Source organism: Pedobacter sp. PACM 27299 (assembly GCF_001412655.1).
In the GTDB taxonomy this organism is placed as follows: domain Bacteria; phylum Bacteroidota; class Bacteroidia; order Sphingobacteriales; family Sphingobacteriaceae; genus Pedobacter.
Window position 1 is genome coordinate 3,543,780 of the sequence record NZ_CP012996.1, and the last position, 17,303, is coordinate 3,561,082.

General features: G+C 42.5%; 15 protein-coding genes. 1 reads left to right on the top strand and 14 read right to left on the bottom strand.

All coding sequences use genetic code 11. The features are described from left to right. Nucleotides 1-68: 68 nt before the first annotated feature. From AQ505_RS14895 to AQ505_RS14935, 9 genes are all read right to left on the bottom strand, one after another. Complete coding sequence (locus tag AQ505_RS14895; RefSeq protein ID WP_062548910.1) at nucleotides 69-1,709, bottom strand: TldD/PmbA family protein; 1,641 nt, start codon at nucleotides 1,707-1,709, stop codon at nucleotides 69-71. 214 nt (nucleotides 1,710-1,923) lie between these two features. After that, on the bottom strand, nucleotides 1,924-3,240 hold the full coding sequence (locus tag AQ505_RS14900) for a TldD/PmbA family protein (RefSeq protein WP_062548911.1): 1,317 nt from the start codon (nucleotides 3,238-3,240) through the stop codon (nucleotides 1,924-1,926). Between the two features lie 2 nt (nucleotides 3,241-3,242). Then, nucleotides 3,243-4,877 carry a TldD/PmbA family protein gene (locus tag AQ505_RS14905; protein ID WP_062548912.1) on the bottom strand — a complete coding sequence of 545 codons (1,635 nt, stop codon included), beginning with the start codon at nucleotides 4,875-4,877 and terminating at the stop codon, nucleotides 3,243-3,245. A 69-nt stretch (nucleotides 4,878-4,946) separates the two neighbouring features. Continuing rightward, a complete protein-coding gene (locus AQ505_RS14910; RefSeq protein WP_062548913.1) occupies nucleotides 4,947-6,725 on the bottom strand; it encodes a hypothetical protein in 1,779 nt (592 codons plus the stop codon). Next, a complete protein-coding gene (locus AQ505_RS14915; protein ID WP_062548914.1) occupies nucleotides 6,715-7,350 on the bottom strand; it encodes a hypothetical protein in 636 nt (211 codons plus the stop codon). Before AQ505_RS14915 ends, AQ505_RS14910 begins: the two co-directional genes overlap by 11 nt. Continuing rightward, nucleotides 7,347-8,921 (bottom strand): DUF4175 family protein, encoded by a 1,575-nt coding sequence (locus tag AQ505_RS14920; RefSeq protein ID WP_062548915.1) that lies wholly within the window; start codon nucleotides 8,919-8,921, stop codon nucleotides 7,347-7,349. The genes AQ505_RS14915 and AQ505_RS14920 overlap by 4 nt, the downstream gene beginning before the upstream one ends. Then, entirely contained in the window at nucleotides 8,914-10,401 is a 1,488-nt protein-coding gene (locus AQ505_RS14925) for a BatA domain-containing protein (RefSeq protein WP_062548916.1), read from the bottom strand. The genes AQ505_RS14920 and AQ505_RS14925 overlap by 8 nt, the downstream gene beginning before the upstream one ends. Nucleotides 10,402-10,411: 10 nt before the next feature. Beyond that, nucleotides 10,412-11,299: a DUF58 domain-containing protein gene (locus tag AQ505_RS14930; protein ID WP_062548917.1), complete on the bottom strand. Its 888-nt coding sequence runs from the start codon at nucleotides 11,297-11,299 to the stop codon at nucleotides 10,412-10,414. Further along, nucleotides 11,299-12,297, bottom strand: a complete 999-nt coding sequence (locus AQ505_RS14935) for an AAA family ATPase (RefSeq protein WP_062551037.1) — start codon at nucleotides 12,295-12,297, stop codon at nucleotides 11,299-11,301. Before AQ505_RS14935 ends, AQ505_RS14930 begins: the two co-directional genes overlap by 1 nt. A gap of 148 nt (nucleotides 12,298-12,445) precedes the next feature. Between AQ505_RS14935 and AQ505_RS14940 the strand changes: the two genes are divergently transcribed. After that, on the top strand, nucleotides 12,446-13,075 hold the full coding sequence (locus AQ505_RS14940) for a DUF4159 domain-containing protein (protein WP_062548918.1): 630 nt from the start codon (nucleotides 12,446-12,448) through the stop codon (nucleotides 13,073-13,075). A gap of 19 nt (nucleotides 13,076-13,094) precedes the next feature. Here AQ505_RS14940 and AQ505_RS14945 read toward each other — a convergent pair whose 3' ends face one another. The 5 genes from AQ505_RS14945 to AQ505_RS14965 all read right to left on the bottom strand — a co-directional run bounded on the left by AQ505_RS14945 (nucleotide 13,095) and on the right by AQ505_RS14965 (nucleotide 17,033). Next, a complete protein-coding gene (locus tag AQ505_RS14945; protein ID WP_062548919.1) occupies nucleotides 13,095-13,478 on the bottom strand; it encodes a DUF3037 domain-containing protein in 384 nt (127 codons plus the stop codon). Further along, nucleotides 13,456-14,253 (bottom strand): HipA family kinase, encoded by a 798-nt coding sequence (locus tag AQ505_RS14950; protein ID WP_062551038.1) that lies wholly within the window; start codon nucleotides 14,251-14,253, stop codon nucleotides 13,456-13,458. The genes AQ505_RS14945 and AQ505_RS14950 overlap by 23 nt, the downstream gene beginning before the upstream one ends. A 105-nt stretch (nucleotides 14,254-14,358) precedes the next feature. Further along, nucleotides 14,359-14,940, bottom strand: a complete 582-nt coding sequence (locus AQ505_RS14955; protein WP_062548920.1) for a hypothetical protein — start codon at nucleotides 14,938-14,940, stop codon at nucleotides 14,359-14,361. 50 nt (nucleotides 14,941-14,990) lie between these two features. Continuing rightward, nucleotides 14,991-15,761: a TIGR03915 family putative DNA repair protein gene (locus AQ505_RS14960; protein ID WP_062548921.1), complete on the bottom strand. Its 771-nt coding sequence runs from the start codon at nucleotides 15,759-15,761 to the stop codon at nucleotides 14,991-14,993. A 15-nt stretch (nucleotides 15,762-15,776) separates the two neighbouring features. Beyond that, nucleotides 15,777-17,033 carry a putative DNA modification/repair radical SAM protein gene (locus AQ505_RS14965; RefSeq protein ID WP_062548922.1) on the bottom strand — a complete coding sequence of 419 codons (1,257 nt, stop codon included), beginning with the start codon at nucleotides 17,031-17,033 and terminating at the stop codon, nucleotides 15,777-15,779. Nucleotides 17,034-17,303: the final 270 nt, after the last annotated feature.

Consider the following 17,303-nt stretch of genomic DNA (forward strand, 5'->3'; position numbering starts at 1 on the left):
AAGGTGGTTTAAGGTTAATTAATAGTAATGATCAGACTATGTTCCCCCACAAAAAGTTACAATAAATATTAGCCCAGTTTACGTCCGGTATTGATCACGCTTACCCCATTAAACCGGCTCGTTGGACTACCATGAGATACGGCACTGGCCTGACCAGGCTGACCTTTACCATCTGCAAAGGTTCCGCCCAGGCGATAATCATTCTGGTCGCAAAGTTGGCTGCAGGAATTCCAGAACTCCTGTGTATTCGACTGATAGGAAGCATCCTTCAGCATTCCTCCCAGCTTTCCATCTTTAATCTCATATGCCAGCTGCGCACTGAACTGAAAGTTATAGCGCTGCTGGTCAATAGAATAAGAATTTCTACCAAACATATAAATTCCTTTTTCTACATCTTTCACCATTTCCGCGGCGCTGAGCGGTGCTTTTCCTGGTGCTAAAGATACATTAGGCATGCGCTGAAACTGAATACTTTCCCAGCTATCTGCATAACAACAGGCCTGAGATGCCTTTAAGCCCAAAATATGAGCCTGATCTCTGATGGTTTGATAATTCACCAGGATGCCATCTTTAATGATGTCCCAGTTGCCGCATTTCACCCCCTCATCATCGTAACCAACCGCCCCTAAAGAGCCCGGCTCAGTTTTATCTGCAATAATGTTGACAGCTTTACTCCCAAAATTGAATTTCTTACTCTCCCATTTATCCAGCGTAAGGAAACTGGTTCCTGCATAATTTGCTTCATAACCCAATACGCGATCCAGCTCTGTTGGGTGCCCCACAGATTCATGAATGGTCAGAAATAAATGCGAAGGGTCTAATACCAGATCAAATTTCCCCGGTTCTACAGGCTTGGCCTTCAGCTTTTCTGCCACATGCGACGTCGCCTCCCGCACATCCTCCAACATATCATAACGCTTTTTATACATCGTAACCGGTCCACCTTTGATCTTCTCTGTATCTTTTGGTGTAAGGTATTCAAATCCCATGCCCATTGGCGCAGAAAGCGCATTCCTGGTTTCAAACTTTCCTCCTGCCGGATCAATCCTGGTCACCGTAAATGTTGGCCAGATCCGATGGATGTCCTGATCAATATAAGAGCCATCTGTAGAAGCAAAATATTTCTGCTCATTCACCATAAACAGGTTCGAATTCACATACTTTGCTCCTCCTTTTAAAGCCTCATTATTGACATTCAGCAACAGTGCCACCTTATCGGGAATCGATACCGAAAAAGCATTGACTTCCAATGGAGTTTTCCAGCTCACTTCACCAAAACCTTTCTGTGGCGCAAGCTGTACGGGATCCGTTAATAATTTAGCATTTCCCTTGGCAATGGCCACCGCCATTTCGGCAGCCCTGGCAATGCTATCATTGTCCATATTATTAGTCGCCGCAAAGCCCCAGCTGCCATAAGCAATCACACGAACCCCCAATCCATAAGACTCCGAATTGGCAATATTCTGCACCTGATTTTCCCGGGTGGCAATCACCTGATTTAAATATCGGCCAATCCTGACATCCGCATAAGTTGCCCCCTTTGCGCGTGCAGCATTCATTGCCACATCCGCCATCCTTTTCTTCAGCTGCACATCTACCGGCGTTAAAGCCTCCTCTACGGTAATCTCTCTGCCAAAAACCGGCATTCCCTGCACCATCGAAGCCCCAAGGCCTAGTCCGGTCATATATAGAAAGTCTCTTCTTCTCAATGTAATGTGTTTATGTTAATGAAGTATTGTATTTACTTTAATAGGTTTCCTTTAGTATGTTTCCTTTAATGCGTCTTCTTTAATGCGCTTTGTAAACAAAAAATGAGCATGGTTATTAAGAGGACCTAGGAATTTTGCCCCCTTCCGGGCAAAGGTTCCAGTCCTTGTATAACTGTGCTCATTTTTTGATCTTATAACGCAATATATTTTGAGTTTAAACTGCGTCCGACAATGAAGTAAACGTGAAGTCCCTGATTTTCATCGGAGGAATCATCCCGCTTCCAGTCCTGACCGGCTTCCCTAGTGCTTCCACATTGTTCAGCATGATCACCGGACTCTCATTGAACCTGAAATTCTTCACGGGAAACTTAATCTCTCCATTTTCTATATAAAATGTACCATCCCTTGTCAAGCCAGTAAGCAGCAATGTTTGCGGGTCCACAGATCTGATGTACCAGAATCTCGTCACCAAAATTCCCTTTTCCGTACTTTTAATCAGGTCTTCTAAAGACTGCGTCCCACCTTCCATTACAATACTTCTGCTGAAAGGTACCGGCTGCACCCCTTTTTGTCCAGCCCAATACCTGGAATAAGCAAGGTTTTTCACCACTCCATTTTCTACCCATTGCGTTCTTTTGACAGGTAAACCGTCTCCAGTCCATGTTGCAGAAGGGATTTCCGGATTCATCGGGTCAGAATAAATATTCACATTTTCCGAGAACAGCTGTTCACCTAAACGCGTTCCTCCTCCTTTTTTACTCATAAAACTTCTGCCTTCATCCGCACTGCGCGCATCAAAGCCTCTGAACATATTCCCCAGCATATCACTTGCGGCCAAAGGCTCCAGAATAACCGTATATTTTCCAGGTTCAATGGCTTTCGCTCCTGCTGAGCCTGTTGCTTTAGAAGCTGCGATTTTGCTCAGCGTCAGCGTATCCATTTTATCAAGGTCGTTAAAACCCTGCTCAATATAGCCGGAACCAGTTCCCGCCTGATTTCTCACCGTTACGGAGAAGGATACATCTGTTCCTTTGTTATAGGCAAAAAGCCCTTTAGAATTCATAATTGCATTGAATCGCGTTGAGTTTTCTAAAAACCCTGCCGCTTCTAGATTTGCGGCTTTCGATACCTGCAAGCTTTTCCCTACCATCTCTGCACGCGTATCCGGGGTAATCGCTGCTGTTTTTGCGTTGTAAGTTGCCGACTCCTGAAAGGTCTGCGGACCTAACAATGGCATAAATTCCGGATTTTCCGGTGCCAGCATCGCCAGTTCTTCTGCTCTTTTTACTACTTTTTGCAGTGAAGCATCATCAAACTCATTGATGGTAGCCACTCCGGTTTTCTTACCGAAAGTTGCACTTACGGCCAGGTCCATCACACTGATTTGTCCGGCGGTAGACACGGCATTTCTCGCATAGCGGATATTACCGCCATCAGACCCACTTAAACTTAGTTCACAGGAATCTGCTTTTGAATAGCTGAGTACCTTTTTTAGTATTGCCTGGGCTTCTTCTTTACTTAATATGGCCATAATTAAATCTTTCTTGCTGTATTAATCACATTAACTCCATTAAATCTTGTGGTTGCGCTTCCATGAGAAACGGCGCTGCTTTGGGAAGGCTGTCCTTTACCATCGTTAAAAGAACCACCTAAACGGTAATCACTTGCATCGCAGATGGCAGAGCAGGAATTCCAGAACTCCTGGGTATTGGACTGGTAGGCGACATCATTGAGCATTCCAGCAATTTTACCATTTTTGATCTCGTAAAAGGTTTGTCCGCCAAACTGGAAATTATAGCGCTGCTGATCAATTGAAAAGCTGCCATTTCCGATGATGTAAATCCCTTTTTCTACGTTTTTGATCATATCATCTACGCTTAGTTTCTCTTTCCCTGCTTGTAAAGAGATGTTAGGCATGCGCTGAAACTGCACATCGTCCCATCCTTGCGAATAACAGCAGCCTTGCGATTCATCCAAACCGATGATGTGTGCCTGATCGCGAATCGCCTGATAGTTCACCAGGATCCCGTCTTTAATGATGTCCCATTTCTTACATTTCACCCCTTCATCATCATAACCTACAGCACCCAGAGAACCTGGCTGTGTTTTATCCGCAACTACGTTTACACGCTCACTTCCAAATTTGAAGTTCTTGGATTTCCATTTATCAAGAGTCAGGAAGCTGGTTCCTGCATAATTTGCTTCGTAGCCCAGTACACGATCCAGCTCTGTCGGATGCCCCACGGATTCATGAATGGTCAGCCATAAATGCGAAGGATCAAGTACCAGGTCATATTTCCCTGGCTCTACAGATTTGGCCTTCACCTTTTCGGCGGCATTCAGCGCTGCTGATTTTACATCTTCCAGCATATCATACCTGCCTTTATAACGGGTCACCACACCTTCAACCTTATCCTGCGGACGGGCATTCATGTATTCATACCCCATTCCCATTGGCGAGCTCAACGCAGAGCGCGTTTGGAACTTACCAGATTCCCGGTCTATTCTAGTCACATTAAAAGAAGGATAGATGCGATGGATGTCCTGATCAATGTAAGAACCATCGGTAGATGCAAAATATTTCTGCTCATTTACCGCAAAGATGACCGAATTAATGTAGCTCGCACCGTTTTGCATCGCAATGTCGTTTACATTCAACAACAAGTCTACTTTTTCTTTTACCGGAACTTCAAATGCATTGATTTCTATCGGTGTTTTCCAGCTTACCTCACCAAAACCTTTTTGTGCTGCCAGCTGTACTGGTTCCCCCTGAATCTTAGCATTTGCTTTAGCTACTGCCACCGCTTGTTCAGCAGCCTTAGCTACCGCGTCTTTGGTCACATTATTAGTTGCCGCAAATCCCCAGCAGCCATTTGCAAGTACACGCACACCAACCCCATAAGATTCCGTATTGGCTACTCCCTGCACTCTTTTCTCGCGGGTAGCAACAAACTGGTTCAGGTATCGGCCTATGCGAATATCTGCATAACTGGCGCCTTTAGATTTTGCCGCATTCAAAGCCACATCGGCGAGCTCTTTTTTAATTTTTACATCTACACCCTCTAACGCTTGCAGGGGATCTATAGGATTTCCGAAAGCAGAAAGGTCAGGAAGCATCAATGCCCCCATTCCGATTCCGGATAGGTAGAGAAAGTCTTTTCTTTTCAAGTGGTTCAGTTAGTTAGGTTAATAATATTCCTAATTTAACTAATTAAAGAAAGGAATATTCAACAAATTTTATAACATTTTAGTTTCATACCACAAAAAACTGACAGAAAGTAGAAAAGGTATAAAAAACCACCATAAAGAAAGCTTTTTCTCCAACAAAATGCTCTTTTCTACAACTTGGTTATGAATCGGATGATGCTGCACGAATTTAATAGTAGCCAGCCGCTGTTGAGCCTCCCGCAATTGCTGCCAATCTTCCTGGTGATAAACATAAAAAGAATCGTTCAGGTCGGCAATCTGGAGCGTATTCCATCCTGACTGGCCAGCCCAAGTGTTCAATTGCCATTGCGTAGCCAATTCCCTATTTTGCAATGGACTCATCATTAAACCGGCTGTTTTAAATGCGGGAACAAGACCTCCCTGAGGTAATGAGATGGTAATCGCAACAGTTTCTCCGACCTGGGGACTACCAGGGCTGATAGTCCAGCGCTCCTTCGCTTCGGCAGGCCTTGCTGTTTTATTGACCATAGCCGACCAGAATTGAGCATAATCGCCAGCAGCACCATTGAGCATCCATTGATAGGTAGCTGAAAGGACGGAAACCGTCTGCCTGCCCATTCCATATAGCTGACTGTTTACCAGAATCTTACCGCCAACTTCCTGAAATAAAGGCTGATCGTCATTACCCGATTTTAAAAATAGCAGCTGTTCAAAAGGTAAAGCACTTAATATAGCCCCATGATTAGTAAAACCAGCATTTAAAGGCTTATTCTTTAGGGATTCGGATTCATACAGACTATTTCCTGCCGCTATTCCAAGGCCAGACTTTACACTACTCACCCGAATAAACAAGCCCAAGCCATTGTCTAATGCTTGTTTAATATTAGAACGCTCCGCTCCAGACAATTGCTCCAATTCTTCCTCATCCAGAATCAACAGGTCCATTTTTTTCAGTAATGCAGGAGTTATCGCATGAAGTTCTTTGATATCAGTATTTAAGAAGTCGGTGCTGTATTTGTCTTTACTGATCCTACTCCTGAAAATCAAAGGATACTTCTTTTCAAAAAGCCAGTTTTTAAGAAATTTATACTCAAAGTCCGGATTAGAGGCCAGCATTAAAACCTTAACCGGATTGGAGGCTTTAATTTCAATTGGGACAGGGCCGGTAAATAAGGTGTCTTTACCCTTCAGGCCAATCATCCGAAAAACCGCCTTCCCAGATTGCTGTGGAATCGCCTTTAGCGTAAAGGTTTGTAGTCCTTTTTCAGTAAGGGTGATAGAATCCAGTTTTGTGCCTAAACCTTCCAGCAGCAACTTCGACGCTTCCCCTCCCGTATGCTGATAAGTTCCCTGTAACACCAATTCAGAACTGGGTGTCAGTTGGCCATTCCAGCTAAGTGCAGTTAAACCATCAACCGCCGGACCTGGATGAAAGCTAAGCTGTTTTCCTTTTAACAGTTGGAGCTGCTCCGTACTGAGCCCTTTTCCGAAAATATGAATCACCTGCAAGTCAGGGTTTGATTTAAGGAAGTATTCGAGATCTGGAACAAACTGGACCCCATCCTTTCTATGATCCATAAATACCTGGTGATCTAACGAATAAGTAAACCTACTTAAAGATGAAAGCTCAGATACATTGCTGCTCAGTAAGTTTATTTCCTGAGTTCCCGCTTTCTTTTTGGTGGTAAAACCTGGTGGATAAAGCAGGAAATAAAAACACAATATGGCCATCATACTGGCCAGCAATCGCCAGATCAAATGCGCTTTGTGCTTTCTCCGTGTTTCAGCGATTAGGAGAAAAACGCCCAATGCCACACAAAATCCGATAGCCAGGTATTTAAAATCCATTGGACTGTTTTGCTTTTTTAAGGTGATTAAAATACTGCTGACTTAACGTAGAAGCTGGGGCTGAAGTTGGCAATTGAGGAACAGATTGAGCTGTACCCAACATCTTTACAATGGCCTTCTGCAACAATGCGATATCCTGCAAGGATCCCGATTTCGCCGATAAAAGCTTCCGTCCTGCGGCTAAAGCAGGTAAGTACAGTGCGGGCTGATCTGAGGCCGCAACAATCATGTATTGCTCTGTTGCTTTCAGCACTTCTCGTTCCGGGTCTTTAAATCCAGCAGCTTTTTTTGGGCCCGCATCTGTTTTAAACCCATCGGCTTTTCTGTTTTCCAGTACGGTAAGCGCCTGTTTTAAAAGATTTTTCCGCTTTTCATCAGGCTCATAATCACTTTTCTGTATGGGTGAGCCAATTTTATCCAGCTCACCGGACAATCGCTTATCTTCCTTCAACTGTGTAACCTTTACCGTAGTTTTAGCCACATACGCCCTTGATTTTTGCTGCAGGTCCTTTAGTAAACGCAAGGCCTTATATTCAAATGGTAAAGCATCACGTGTTTTATAAGTCCTCAATTGTAATTCCGACTTCCACATTTCTGTCAGTACCGCTTTTAACTGCGCCTTCAATTCAGGTTCAAAAAAGTAGCATCTTCGGCAACATCATGCTTATGGGCATAACTATCCATAATTGCTTTCACATCGCCAAAAGTCTGTGTGTTTTGTCCCTGTGTTTCTTTTGCTTCATGGCCATGATCATGGTCGTCATGATCTTCCCCTTCCTTATGGTCATGATCCCCACCAATCTCTGTTTCAGACTCCTCACCCAGGAACTTCCCATAACGTAGCCGCAATAGCTTTTGATCCATCCCAAGGTCGTTACTTCTGTTTTTGAAACTTTGCTCGCTGATGGAACTTTTCTCGGCAAGCAGCTTTTCTGTGTCCATAATAATCTGGCGCTGACTCCTAAAGTATTCAGGAACCAGGTTCACACCATTGGTCATTCCAGCCATACTCATCAACTCTGCAGTGTCGACAATAGATACAAAATAGACATCCGATCTACTCATCTGACCCAGATTATCAATCGCATTTACAAAGAAGTAAAGTTCATCACCAGGTTTCATCCCCAAAGCTTTGAGGTCGATCAACTTGGTCAAAGTCATCGATTTTTGATGGTTAAATTGGGCATTAAAGTCAAGCTTACGCTCCGTAAAACTAACGCCTTCTCCCTTACCACTGGCCATCGTGGCAGTAACATAAGCAGATTTTAAGCCGTAATCATCAGTTAAAGAAACTTTTAAATGCACTTGTGGAACCTGTCCAAAATCAATACTGGTATGCGGCTTAGGCTCAATTATTTTAATCACTGCCGGAAGATCAGGAATCACCGTCATCATATACAGCTCTGATTTTTTCCCATCCAGCTCCAGCTGATAAAAACCAGGCTTAGTCATCGTTTTCGCAAACTGCCAATTTTTTCCATCCTTATCCTGCGACTTTAATACCGCCACTTCTTTATCATTAAAAATCAGTTTCAACACTTTCACCGGTACTGTAGTGCTGATGCTCCATTTCAGTAAGGAACCATGCGCTGCTTTAAAAGCAAAAGTTGCTTGTGTCTTTTCTGGTATCCCCGTATAAACGGGTGATTTTATCAGCAAAGAAAAAGACGCGATCTCTGGGAGAACTTTTTCTTTAACAGTTACCACATTATCTTGTATTGGAGCAGAGAGTTGAGCACCTGTTATTGGCTTTAAAAAGGAAATCCCGAAGCTCATTCCAATCCCTGTAGCCAATACGAGTACTGCCCAGCCTAATTTATGAAAAGGTAGTTTTGGTTTAATCTGAAGGAGGACCTCACTGATTTTATGCTGCTGCAAACGTTCGAGGGCACTGCATTCCTGTGCCGGCTTCAAGAGCAGCGCAGCACTCTCTTCCAATTCTGGGAAGCTGGCATTCAAATGCCTGGAAATCTGGAGTAAACTGACTTTCCAAAACGGCTTAAACAAACTGATTAAAGCGAAAAAGATTAAAAATAAAGGAATAAATATCCAGAGCAACCAGTCAAACAAGTACACCGCTAATGCCCCGAAAATTAAGGTTAGCCCCAGGCTTAAGGCCAAATTCTGGAGCAGCAACAAGCAGGTCCATTGCTTCTGAAACCTTTCTATCCTATTTATTGCTCCCTGCTCAACCATGATTTACTTTATTTTTATAACCTAAAGAAATGATGCGCTCTATCGTAAAAACCAATAACGCGATTAGCCAGAACACTTTTTGAAGCGGCTGTTCTTGCTGGCTTGTCGCAGGCAGACTAGATGGATCAGCTGCTGCTGATCCTGGAGTTATAGACCCCCTTGGACTGCCTGCAGAACGGGCAGCCGAAGGTGCTGGGTTAAGAAAACTTTTTCGCTCATCATTAGGATTTTGCTCAAAACCAAATCCCGTATCGCTATCGTCCTCCCCTAATATAATAGGCATCATTGCCTGTACAAATTGCTCATTCCAGACCAAACTGGTCCATTGTGGATTGATTCGGCTGTAGAAGCGATAATGAGCTAATGTGCTTTCTTTTGATTTGGTCAATAAGGAGTTCCCAAATCCATCTGTCCATATTTGAGTACCTTGGTCAGTCACATCAGTGGTTCTTTTGCTCAGTGAAATGACTGGCATATTTCCCTTACTTCCAGGCGCTACATCAATCCAGGAATTGATATTGGTTACCTTTTCTCCGGCATAATTAAACAAACGACCCTCTTTAGAAAGCTGCGCTAAAAAGGCAGAACTGACTGGCTTATTCGAAATCCAAAAGCCCGCATCAAAATTCAAACCACTAGCATTCTGACTATTAAGCATCGACACCTCTATGTTTCGTTTTGTTTCCTGAGCAATAGCCTGAATCGCAGCCCTTAAGTAATTTACATCTTCAGGGTGTTCTGCGCCATAAATCAAGACCTTCATTTTAACTTCATCCTTGCCTTCATCCAATCTTTTAATGGTGGTGATTGCCGGAGTGGACGTCGCCTCAAAAGTTTTATGCGCAAAGCTGCTGCTCCAGGTCGCCATAGTATCGGCTCCTGCAATTTCCTTCCAGACTAGACGGAAATTAACCTGGACTTCATTCCCTCCCATATTTTTCAATTTCCGGTCCGCAAACAGGTACACCGGGAAGTTCGGCTGTAATTGCGAATTCAGTTCCCCCAATAATGCATAATGACCGACCGAACCCGGCTTTTCAGTACCTGCTCCAGTCAACTCCTTATGACTTCCCCTTAAAGTATCTTCCAGACTCAATTTCTGGAAACCCATTCCAAAGTCATGCAATTCATAACCAGCCTTGATTAAGGAATCAAAGTCCTGTTTGTGTGCTTTATAAACCGATGGCAGCTGCGATTTTTCCAGCAATACCCAGCCTTTTTTTGGCCCTTCATTTTTTTCTTTTTTTAGATAGGGCTCCGCCAATAGGAAAGCAAGCAGCGCAAGCAGCAGCATCCTTAAAATAAGCAGCAGCCAATCTGTGATCTGGTAACTTCTGGAAGTAAATGGAGAACTCGCCCCCAATAGCGCAATACTACCAATACGCAGCGTTTTCCCCTGTTTCAACTTCCACAGATGGATGATCAGCGGGATCAACAGTCCTGCTAACGCGATTAAACCTATGGGATAAAGTAAATGCACCTTGATATCTCTATATCTTTAATTTGTTTCTTTGGTTCAAAAAATCTCTCAATGCCTGATCCAGCGGTTGATCCGTTTGTATCAGGTGGTAAGAAATCCGTCTGTCCAGCATTTTATTCCTGGTTTGCTCCAGGTAATGAGTCATATTTTCCTGATAAGCAGCCCTTGCAGTCTCCTGATCAATCTGAATGGTTTTTCCGGTTTCCAGATCTTCGAAAGTCGTATACCCTTTAAAATCCAGCTTCATTTCATTCCCAGACATCAAATGAAAAACTAATACCTCATGTTTCAGCGTATTTAAGGTGTTCAATAAATTAAAGATCTCCTGATTTACCTCATAAAGATCAGTGATAAAGATGAGCAGTTCCCGCTTTTGAGCACCAGCATAAAGTTCCTTATAGTTGATGGGCTTAGTGAAAGTCCCTTCTGGCTTCAGCTGTTCCAGTTGATAAAACAATCTCGCAAGATGCTGAAAGTCTTGTTTCGCCACCATAGAAAAGATCCCGGCATCTTTAAACACGTATAAGCCAATGGCATCGCCCTGCAAATTTCCTAAATAGGCCAATGAAGCAGCCAGGTAACGTGCATAATCCATCTTGGTATTTTCGCCATCCTGATGGTTCATGGAAGCACTGGCATCGATCAGCAGGCGGATGCTGATATTGGTTTCTACCTCCGATTCCCGGATGTAATACCGGTCTGAACGGGCAAACATTTTCCAGTCCAGCGACCTAAGATCGTCTCCTGGCTGATAACTCCGATACTGACTAAACTCCAATCCAGGCCCCTTCACCGTATTTTTATGAATCCCGCTCATAAAACCGTCAATCGTCATCTTTGCCGATAAAGACAGCTCTTTGATCGCCATCATCACTTTCGGATCTAGCAACTTGCTCATTAAATGTTGATTTTCGGTCTTGAAATAGTTTTCAGGAGTTCATCAGCCACCATATCCGCAGTTACCTGTTCTGCATCTGCTTTAAAATTCATTAAGATCCGGTGTCTCAATACCGGATAAGCCATGGTCTGCAAATCTTCCATGCCTACAGCATAACGGCCATGAATCAATGCTCTGGCTTTGGCGGTTAAGATCAAGGCTTGTCCAGCTCTTGGCCCTGCACCCCAGCGCACCCATTCCTTCACATAGGCAACCGTAGTCGTATCTGGCCTGGTGGCACGGATCAATTCTGCCACATAGGCAATCAAATCATCACTAATGCTCACCTCTCGTGTCAATGCCTGAAGCTGTTTAATTTCTTCTGCACCAATTACTGGCTGTACCTTATTTTTAACAGTACCTGTGGTACTGCTTAGTATTTTCGTTTCTTCGGCAGCTGTAGGGTAGCCAATTTTAATAAATAAGAGAAAACGATCTAGCTGAGCTTCAGGAAGTGGATAAGTCCCCGCCTGCTCTATTGGATTTTGGGTAGCCAGGATAAAAAACGGACGATCTAAAGGATACGTTTGTCCGCCATAAGTAACTTCAAACTCCTGCATCGCCTCTAATAATGCCGACTGTGTTTTTGGTGGCGTCCTATTGATCTCATCTGCCAGAATAATATTAGCAAATAAAGGTCCCCTATTAAACTTAAAAAATCTTTTTCCAGTCACATGGTCTTCTTCCAATATTTCTGTACCCACAATATCGGTAGGCATTAAGTCCGGTGTAAACTGAATTCGCCTGAAGGAAAGGTCAAGGGCCTGAGACATGGTGCGCACCATCAGTGTTTTTGCCAGGCCCGGCACGCCTTCCAAAAGACAATGGCCGCCAGCAAGCAAAGCAACTAACATTTCTTCAATGATGACGTCCTGTCCGACGATCACTTTTTGAATTTCTGTTTTTAACAGAGAAATTTTATGGATTAGGGTTTTAAGGTTACTTTCTGAAATTTCCAAAGCAATGATTTTTATGATTAAGCGATTGTAATTCAATATAAGGCTCTCCGGGTATTTTTCCCTATCCCTTGATCAGAATATCAAAAAAATTACAAGATATCTGCTCCAAAATCCTCTTTCTAATAAAAATAGACGTTATTTTAGAACGATGCAAAGATCGAAGTTTACATTTGCGAGAATAAAGTATAAATCCGGAAATTGGGATACGGATCAGCGTATGCCTTCCAACTTGCTTAATTCCTTGTTGGAATATACAACCATTCCTTTAGATCCGGAGGAAAAGATTGTAGAATTGAGTAGTCAGGACCTTTTCAAATATCCATTTTGTTATTTAAGCGGGCACAAGCTGGTGCAATTTGATCAGCAAGAGGCTGCCAATTTCAAGAAATATGTGAATAATGGAGGTTTTGTATTTGTAGACGACTGCAACCATGATATTGATGGCTTATTCGCCAAATCATTTGAAACACAAATGAGTAATCTATTTGGCCCAACAGCACTGAAAAAAATTCCTAATCAACATAAGATATACCATTCCTTTTTCAATTTTGAGAATGGCCCGCCTACGACCTCTTTTGAATTAAACGGCTGGGGTGACGATCTGGTGCACGATTACCTGAAAGCCATTACAGTAAATAACCGCATCGGGGTATTGTACAGTAATAAAGATTATGGCTGTGAATGGGATTACGACTTCCGCAACAAGCGATTCCTGGCGGAAGACAATACTAAATTTGGCGTAAACATCATTCTTTACGCCATGGGCATCAATAGCTAATCCTTCATTAAATAAAGTATTAAAGTACCAGCTGTTCGTATAGTTTTTTCAAGGTTTCATTTGCATCTAAACATAAACCCGGATGAGTTTTAGAGGTCTGAACCACGGTACTTCTAGTAGCCGTTAACCAGCGAAAACGCGAAGCCATGTCCAGCTGTCCAATCGTTCCACCTGCTTTCCCCCCTTTACTGATCAGCTCAAAAGAACGCAAATGATCCTGCAATTCCTGAGGATCCAATTTACAGGCAAATGCAGCAAGACGCCGCTCATCTAATTCAAATGAGGTCTGTAAAAACTTTTGTTTAGCGCAATACAATATGATGCCCACATTAAGAAATTCTTCCCGTTCTACCCTTGGTACGACGCGGATCACGGCATACTCAAATAAGTGCTTCTCTTGCATTCTGTGCTTCTTTTACAAAAATTTCTGAATTTGCGAGGCGTAATTCTAAAAACTTGGAATATACTTCGCGGTGTGCTTCAATAGATTCAAAGGTATTGTCCCTGATCAGCCAGTCGTCTGGAATTAAGGCCACAATGGCCCTGATTTTTTCCGGAGTCAGTATCTCTTTAAAAACAGCATTCACTTCTTCTAATTGTGATGCCTGGCTCAACAGTACATGGTCTTTGATCAAACTGAACGGTCTTACCGCCTGCTCTTCCCAGTTTTCCATGGAATGGTGAAAATATAACGCAGCACCATGGTCAATCAGCCATAATTCTTTATGCCAGATCAACATATTCGTGTTGCGGGCGGTACGGTCCATATTGGTCAGCAGCGCATCCATCCACACAATCTCTGAGGCTGTTTTTTCGTCTACCTGATTCACTAAAGGATCAAAAGTGATCGCTCCTGAAAGGTAATGCAAGGCAAGATTCAGCCCAACACTCGTCCTCAATAAGTCCTGGATCTCTTCATCCGGTTCAATCCGGCCAAAATCTTTCTCTAATTGCGCGAACACCAATTCCGGCATTCTCAAGCCAAGTAACCTGGCGATTTCTCCGCCAATCAACTCGGCAATGAGTGCACGTAATCCCTGTCCGGCACCACGAAATTTGAGTACATATAAAAAGTCATCATCTGCTTCTGCAATTGCAGGCATCGATCCCCCTTCGCGTAAAGGGGTCACATACCTGGTCACATTAACAGTTCTGAGTTCTGGTTGGAAATTCTTCACACCTACATAATTTAAGAGCAAAAGCTCCGATTTGAGCCAAATATACTACATTTCCGCAAATCAGATACCCTATGCACTAAGACATAGATCTGCTATTTTCAGATTTTATTTGGAGCCGTTTTTTATAAGTTCGGAATACATTTCATCCAAAAAGCCTTGCTGACTTGGACTATCCTTGAAATATCGCTGGTAGCTTACACTGCAGCTCTCCACATCGGCAATGTTTTTTGGGTTAAAAGACCAATCGTTTATATCCTTCACCGTAATTCCTATATCGGTACTGCAACTTTGCCATAGCTCAGAGAATTTAGTTTTTTTACCCTTGCCCTTGCTCATTTGATCAAAGTCTGCATACACCGTAAATCCGCGCATTTCAGAATTGAAGAATTTTGAAATCGATGTGACAGGAACACCGGCCCAATCTATCGTTTTACCAGTCGGAAGTTCTATGGAGTTGAGTTTTTTCTCATTCAAAATTTTATCTTGTTCCCCTTCTTTAAAAAACTGCTCATCGTACACTAATTTTGTGCCTGTCGGAACCAATATTTTTTTAACTACCAAAGGCTCTTTAGTGATAAAATAAGGATAATCTGGTGCAGAATTTCCACCTGTTGGGTTCATGCTTCCCATACAGCCTGTTAAAGATAACAAGCCAAATAAAAAAGCAGGAACTTTAAAAATTTTCATAAGCGTTTTGTTTGTAACACAACACTCAAATATATACGAATGTTTCTGATTTAGTCCTTAAGCGCCTGTTTTTCCGTAAGGTATTTCCAGTATCTTTTTGGGACATGCTGCACGTGTAATTTGGTATTTTTTCTGGCCGCAATATTGGTGCTTTTAAAATAGTCTTTCCATAGCCTGGCGTAAAGCTTTTCTTTGCCGTCCTGTAGCGCTGCTGTAGGTCTGTTCAGATTTTTCTCCTCTTCTGGACTTAGGCTTACCTCTTCTACTTGTTCCAGGTTATAATACAGTCCATAATGCCTTTTTAAATCATAAATGATCCATTGCTGATCCGCGTAGCGGTTCTTAAAATGGTTTAGAATTAAAGGGAGTACATTAAAGTCTGGATCCACACCGCAATAGAAAATCCCATCTGCAGACAACTGAAATCGAATGAAGGCCTCCATCCTGTGCTTTTCCCGTTCCACTTTCTTAGCGGTTTGTGCCACCGCCAATACATTGGCATTACCATAATTGGCTTCTGCACCAGCTGGGTTGGAAAAGATATAACAGGTAAACTCAAATAAACTGTTATAGGCCTGAACAGATTCTGAAAGGAAAGTGCAGTAGAATCTTCTCATCCAGCCTGGATTTAGTTTGCTTTTTAAGCCCGTCCACACCCTATCCGCTTTTTTAGCATCATTATGCACATAAAATTCCGAACTGAAAGCATCAGGTTGGTGGTGTTTTTCTAACTGCAGGACGACCTTTCCTGGTTTTCTTTCAAACCATTCAAAGACGGCACAAAGCAGACTCTCTAAACTTCCATCGATGACATATATCATAGGCAATTCTAGGTGTTAAAATAAAATCAATTGCTGCACATCAATTTTAGCATATTTGCCCTGGCTTTCCGCTAATATGAATGACTTGATCTGCGTAGCCTGATAATCTTTCATTTGATAAGGACTGTCTGAACATTTGATAAAGTGTTTCGCTCTGTTATAAGCAACTCCTATTTTCTTCAGCTGGTCAATGCGTAATTTCCCGAACTTTCTAGCTTGTACGATCTTTTTTGCTGAACTCACACCAATTCCAGGAATACGCAGAATCATTTTATATGCAGCCACATTAATGTCTATAGGGAAGTACTGAAGGTTCCTTAAGGCCCAGCTCAATTTAGGATCCACGTCTACATCCAAATGGGGATTGGCATCATTGAGGAGTTCATTGACGTGAAAGCCATAAAAGCGCATGAGCCAATCTGTCTGATACAATCTATTCTCACGAATTAATGGAGGTTGAGTACCAATAAGTGGCAGACGATTGTCGTAACTAATGGGAATGTATCCAGAATAATAAACTCTTTTCAGCGAGAAATTCCTATAAAATGCATCTGCAGTATGCATAATGTCTTTATCTGTTTCCGGAGTCGCTCCAATCACCATCTGAGTACTTTGACCCGCAGGTACAAATTTAGGCGTACTCTTGATCAGCTTTTTCTCGTCTTTGAACTGTATGATTTGGTTTTGTACCAATGCAAGTGGCCGCTTTACATCTTCATGGCTCTTTTCCGGAGCAAGTAACTTCAGGCCACTTTCCGTCGGCATCTCCAGATTGATACTCATTCTGTCTGCATAAAGCCCAGCTTCCCTAATGAGCTCTTCACTTGCACCAGGAATAGTTTTCAAATGAATATACCCATTGAAGCGTTCTTCAAGCCTTAGTTTCTTCACGACTTTCAATAAACGCTCCATTGTAAAATCGGCATTCTTAAAAATTCCTGAGCTTAAAAAAAGTCCTTCAATAAAGTTTCTTCTGTAAAAATTGATGGTGAGGGAAACCACTTCCTCTACAGTAAAAGCAGCACGCTCTATATCGTTACTTTTTCTGGAAACACAGAAGGCACAGTCATAAATACAGTGATTGGTCAGGAGAATTTTCAAAAGTGAAACACAGCGACCATCTTCTGTATAGGTATGACAAATTCCTGAAGCATGGCTATCACCGATTCCTTTATTGTCGTTTTTCCTTATTCCTCCACTTGAAGAGCAGGATACGTCGTATTTTGCTGCATCAGCCAGGATATTTAGTTTTTCTCTAATCCGTTCAGACATGATTCTATATTTTACTAACAAATATAGTATATTTATACTAACTTTATTAGTAATAATATAGAGTGATTAAAATACTCTTGCTTTTTAACAAAAACATCTATTTGAATCAGAATTTAGCCTCATTCATCCAGCGCATCAGCCTAACGCTAACTTCAGTATCCAATACTTCATTCTTAATTTTCACTTGCTTCCCATTGCCGGTTGAGAATCCGCTGCAGCATATAACCGTATCATCCTTTTAAAACAGGAAACTCGGTCATCGTTTCACAT

What these genes read in the sequence shown, in the direction of transcription:
- AQ505_RS14955 (WP_062548920.1), bottom strand. Translation starts at nt 14,940, where the DNA reads ATGAAAATTTTTAAAGTTCCTGCTTTTTTATTTGGCTTGTTATCTTTA.
- AQ505_RS14945 (WP_062548919.1), bottom strand. Translation starts at nt 13,478, where the DNA reads ATGCAAGAGAAGCACTTATTTGAGTATGCCGTGATCCGCGTCGTACCA.
- AQ505_RS14920 (WP_062548915.1), bottom strand. Translation starts at nt 8,921, where the DNA reads ATGGTTGAGCAGGGAGCAATAAATAGGATAGAAAGGTTTCAGAAGCAA.
- AQ505_RS14930 (WP_062548917.1), bottom strand. Translation starts at nt 11,299, where the DNA reads ATGAGCAAGTTGCTAGATCCGAAAGTGATGATGGCGATCAAAGAGCTG.
- AQ505_RS14960 (WP_062548921.1), bottom strand. Translation starts at nt 15,761, where the DNA reads ATGATATATGTCATCGATGGAAGTTTAGAGAGTCTGCTTTGTGCCGTC.
- AQ505_RS14910 (WP_062548913.1), bottom strand. Translation starts at nt 6,725, where the DNA reads ATGGATTTTAAATACCTGGCTATCGGATTTTGTGTGGCATTGGGCGTT.
- AQ505_RS14900 (WP_062548911.1), bottom strand. Translation starts at nt 3,240, where the DNA reads ATGGCCATATTAAGTAAAGAAGAAGCCCAGGCAATACTAAAAAAGGTA.
- AQ505_RS14965 (WP_062548922.1), bottom strand. Translation starts at nt 17,033, where the DNA reads ATGTCTGAACGGATTAGAGAAAAACTAAATATCCTGGCTGATGCAGCA.
- AQ505_RS14940 (WP_062548918.1), top strand. Translation starts at nt 12,446, where the DNA reads ATGCAAAGATCGAAGTTTACATTTGCGAGAATAAAGTATAAATCCGGA.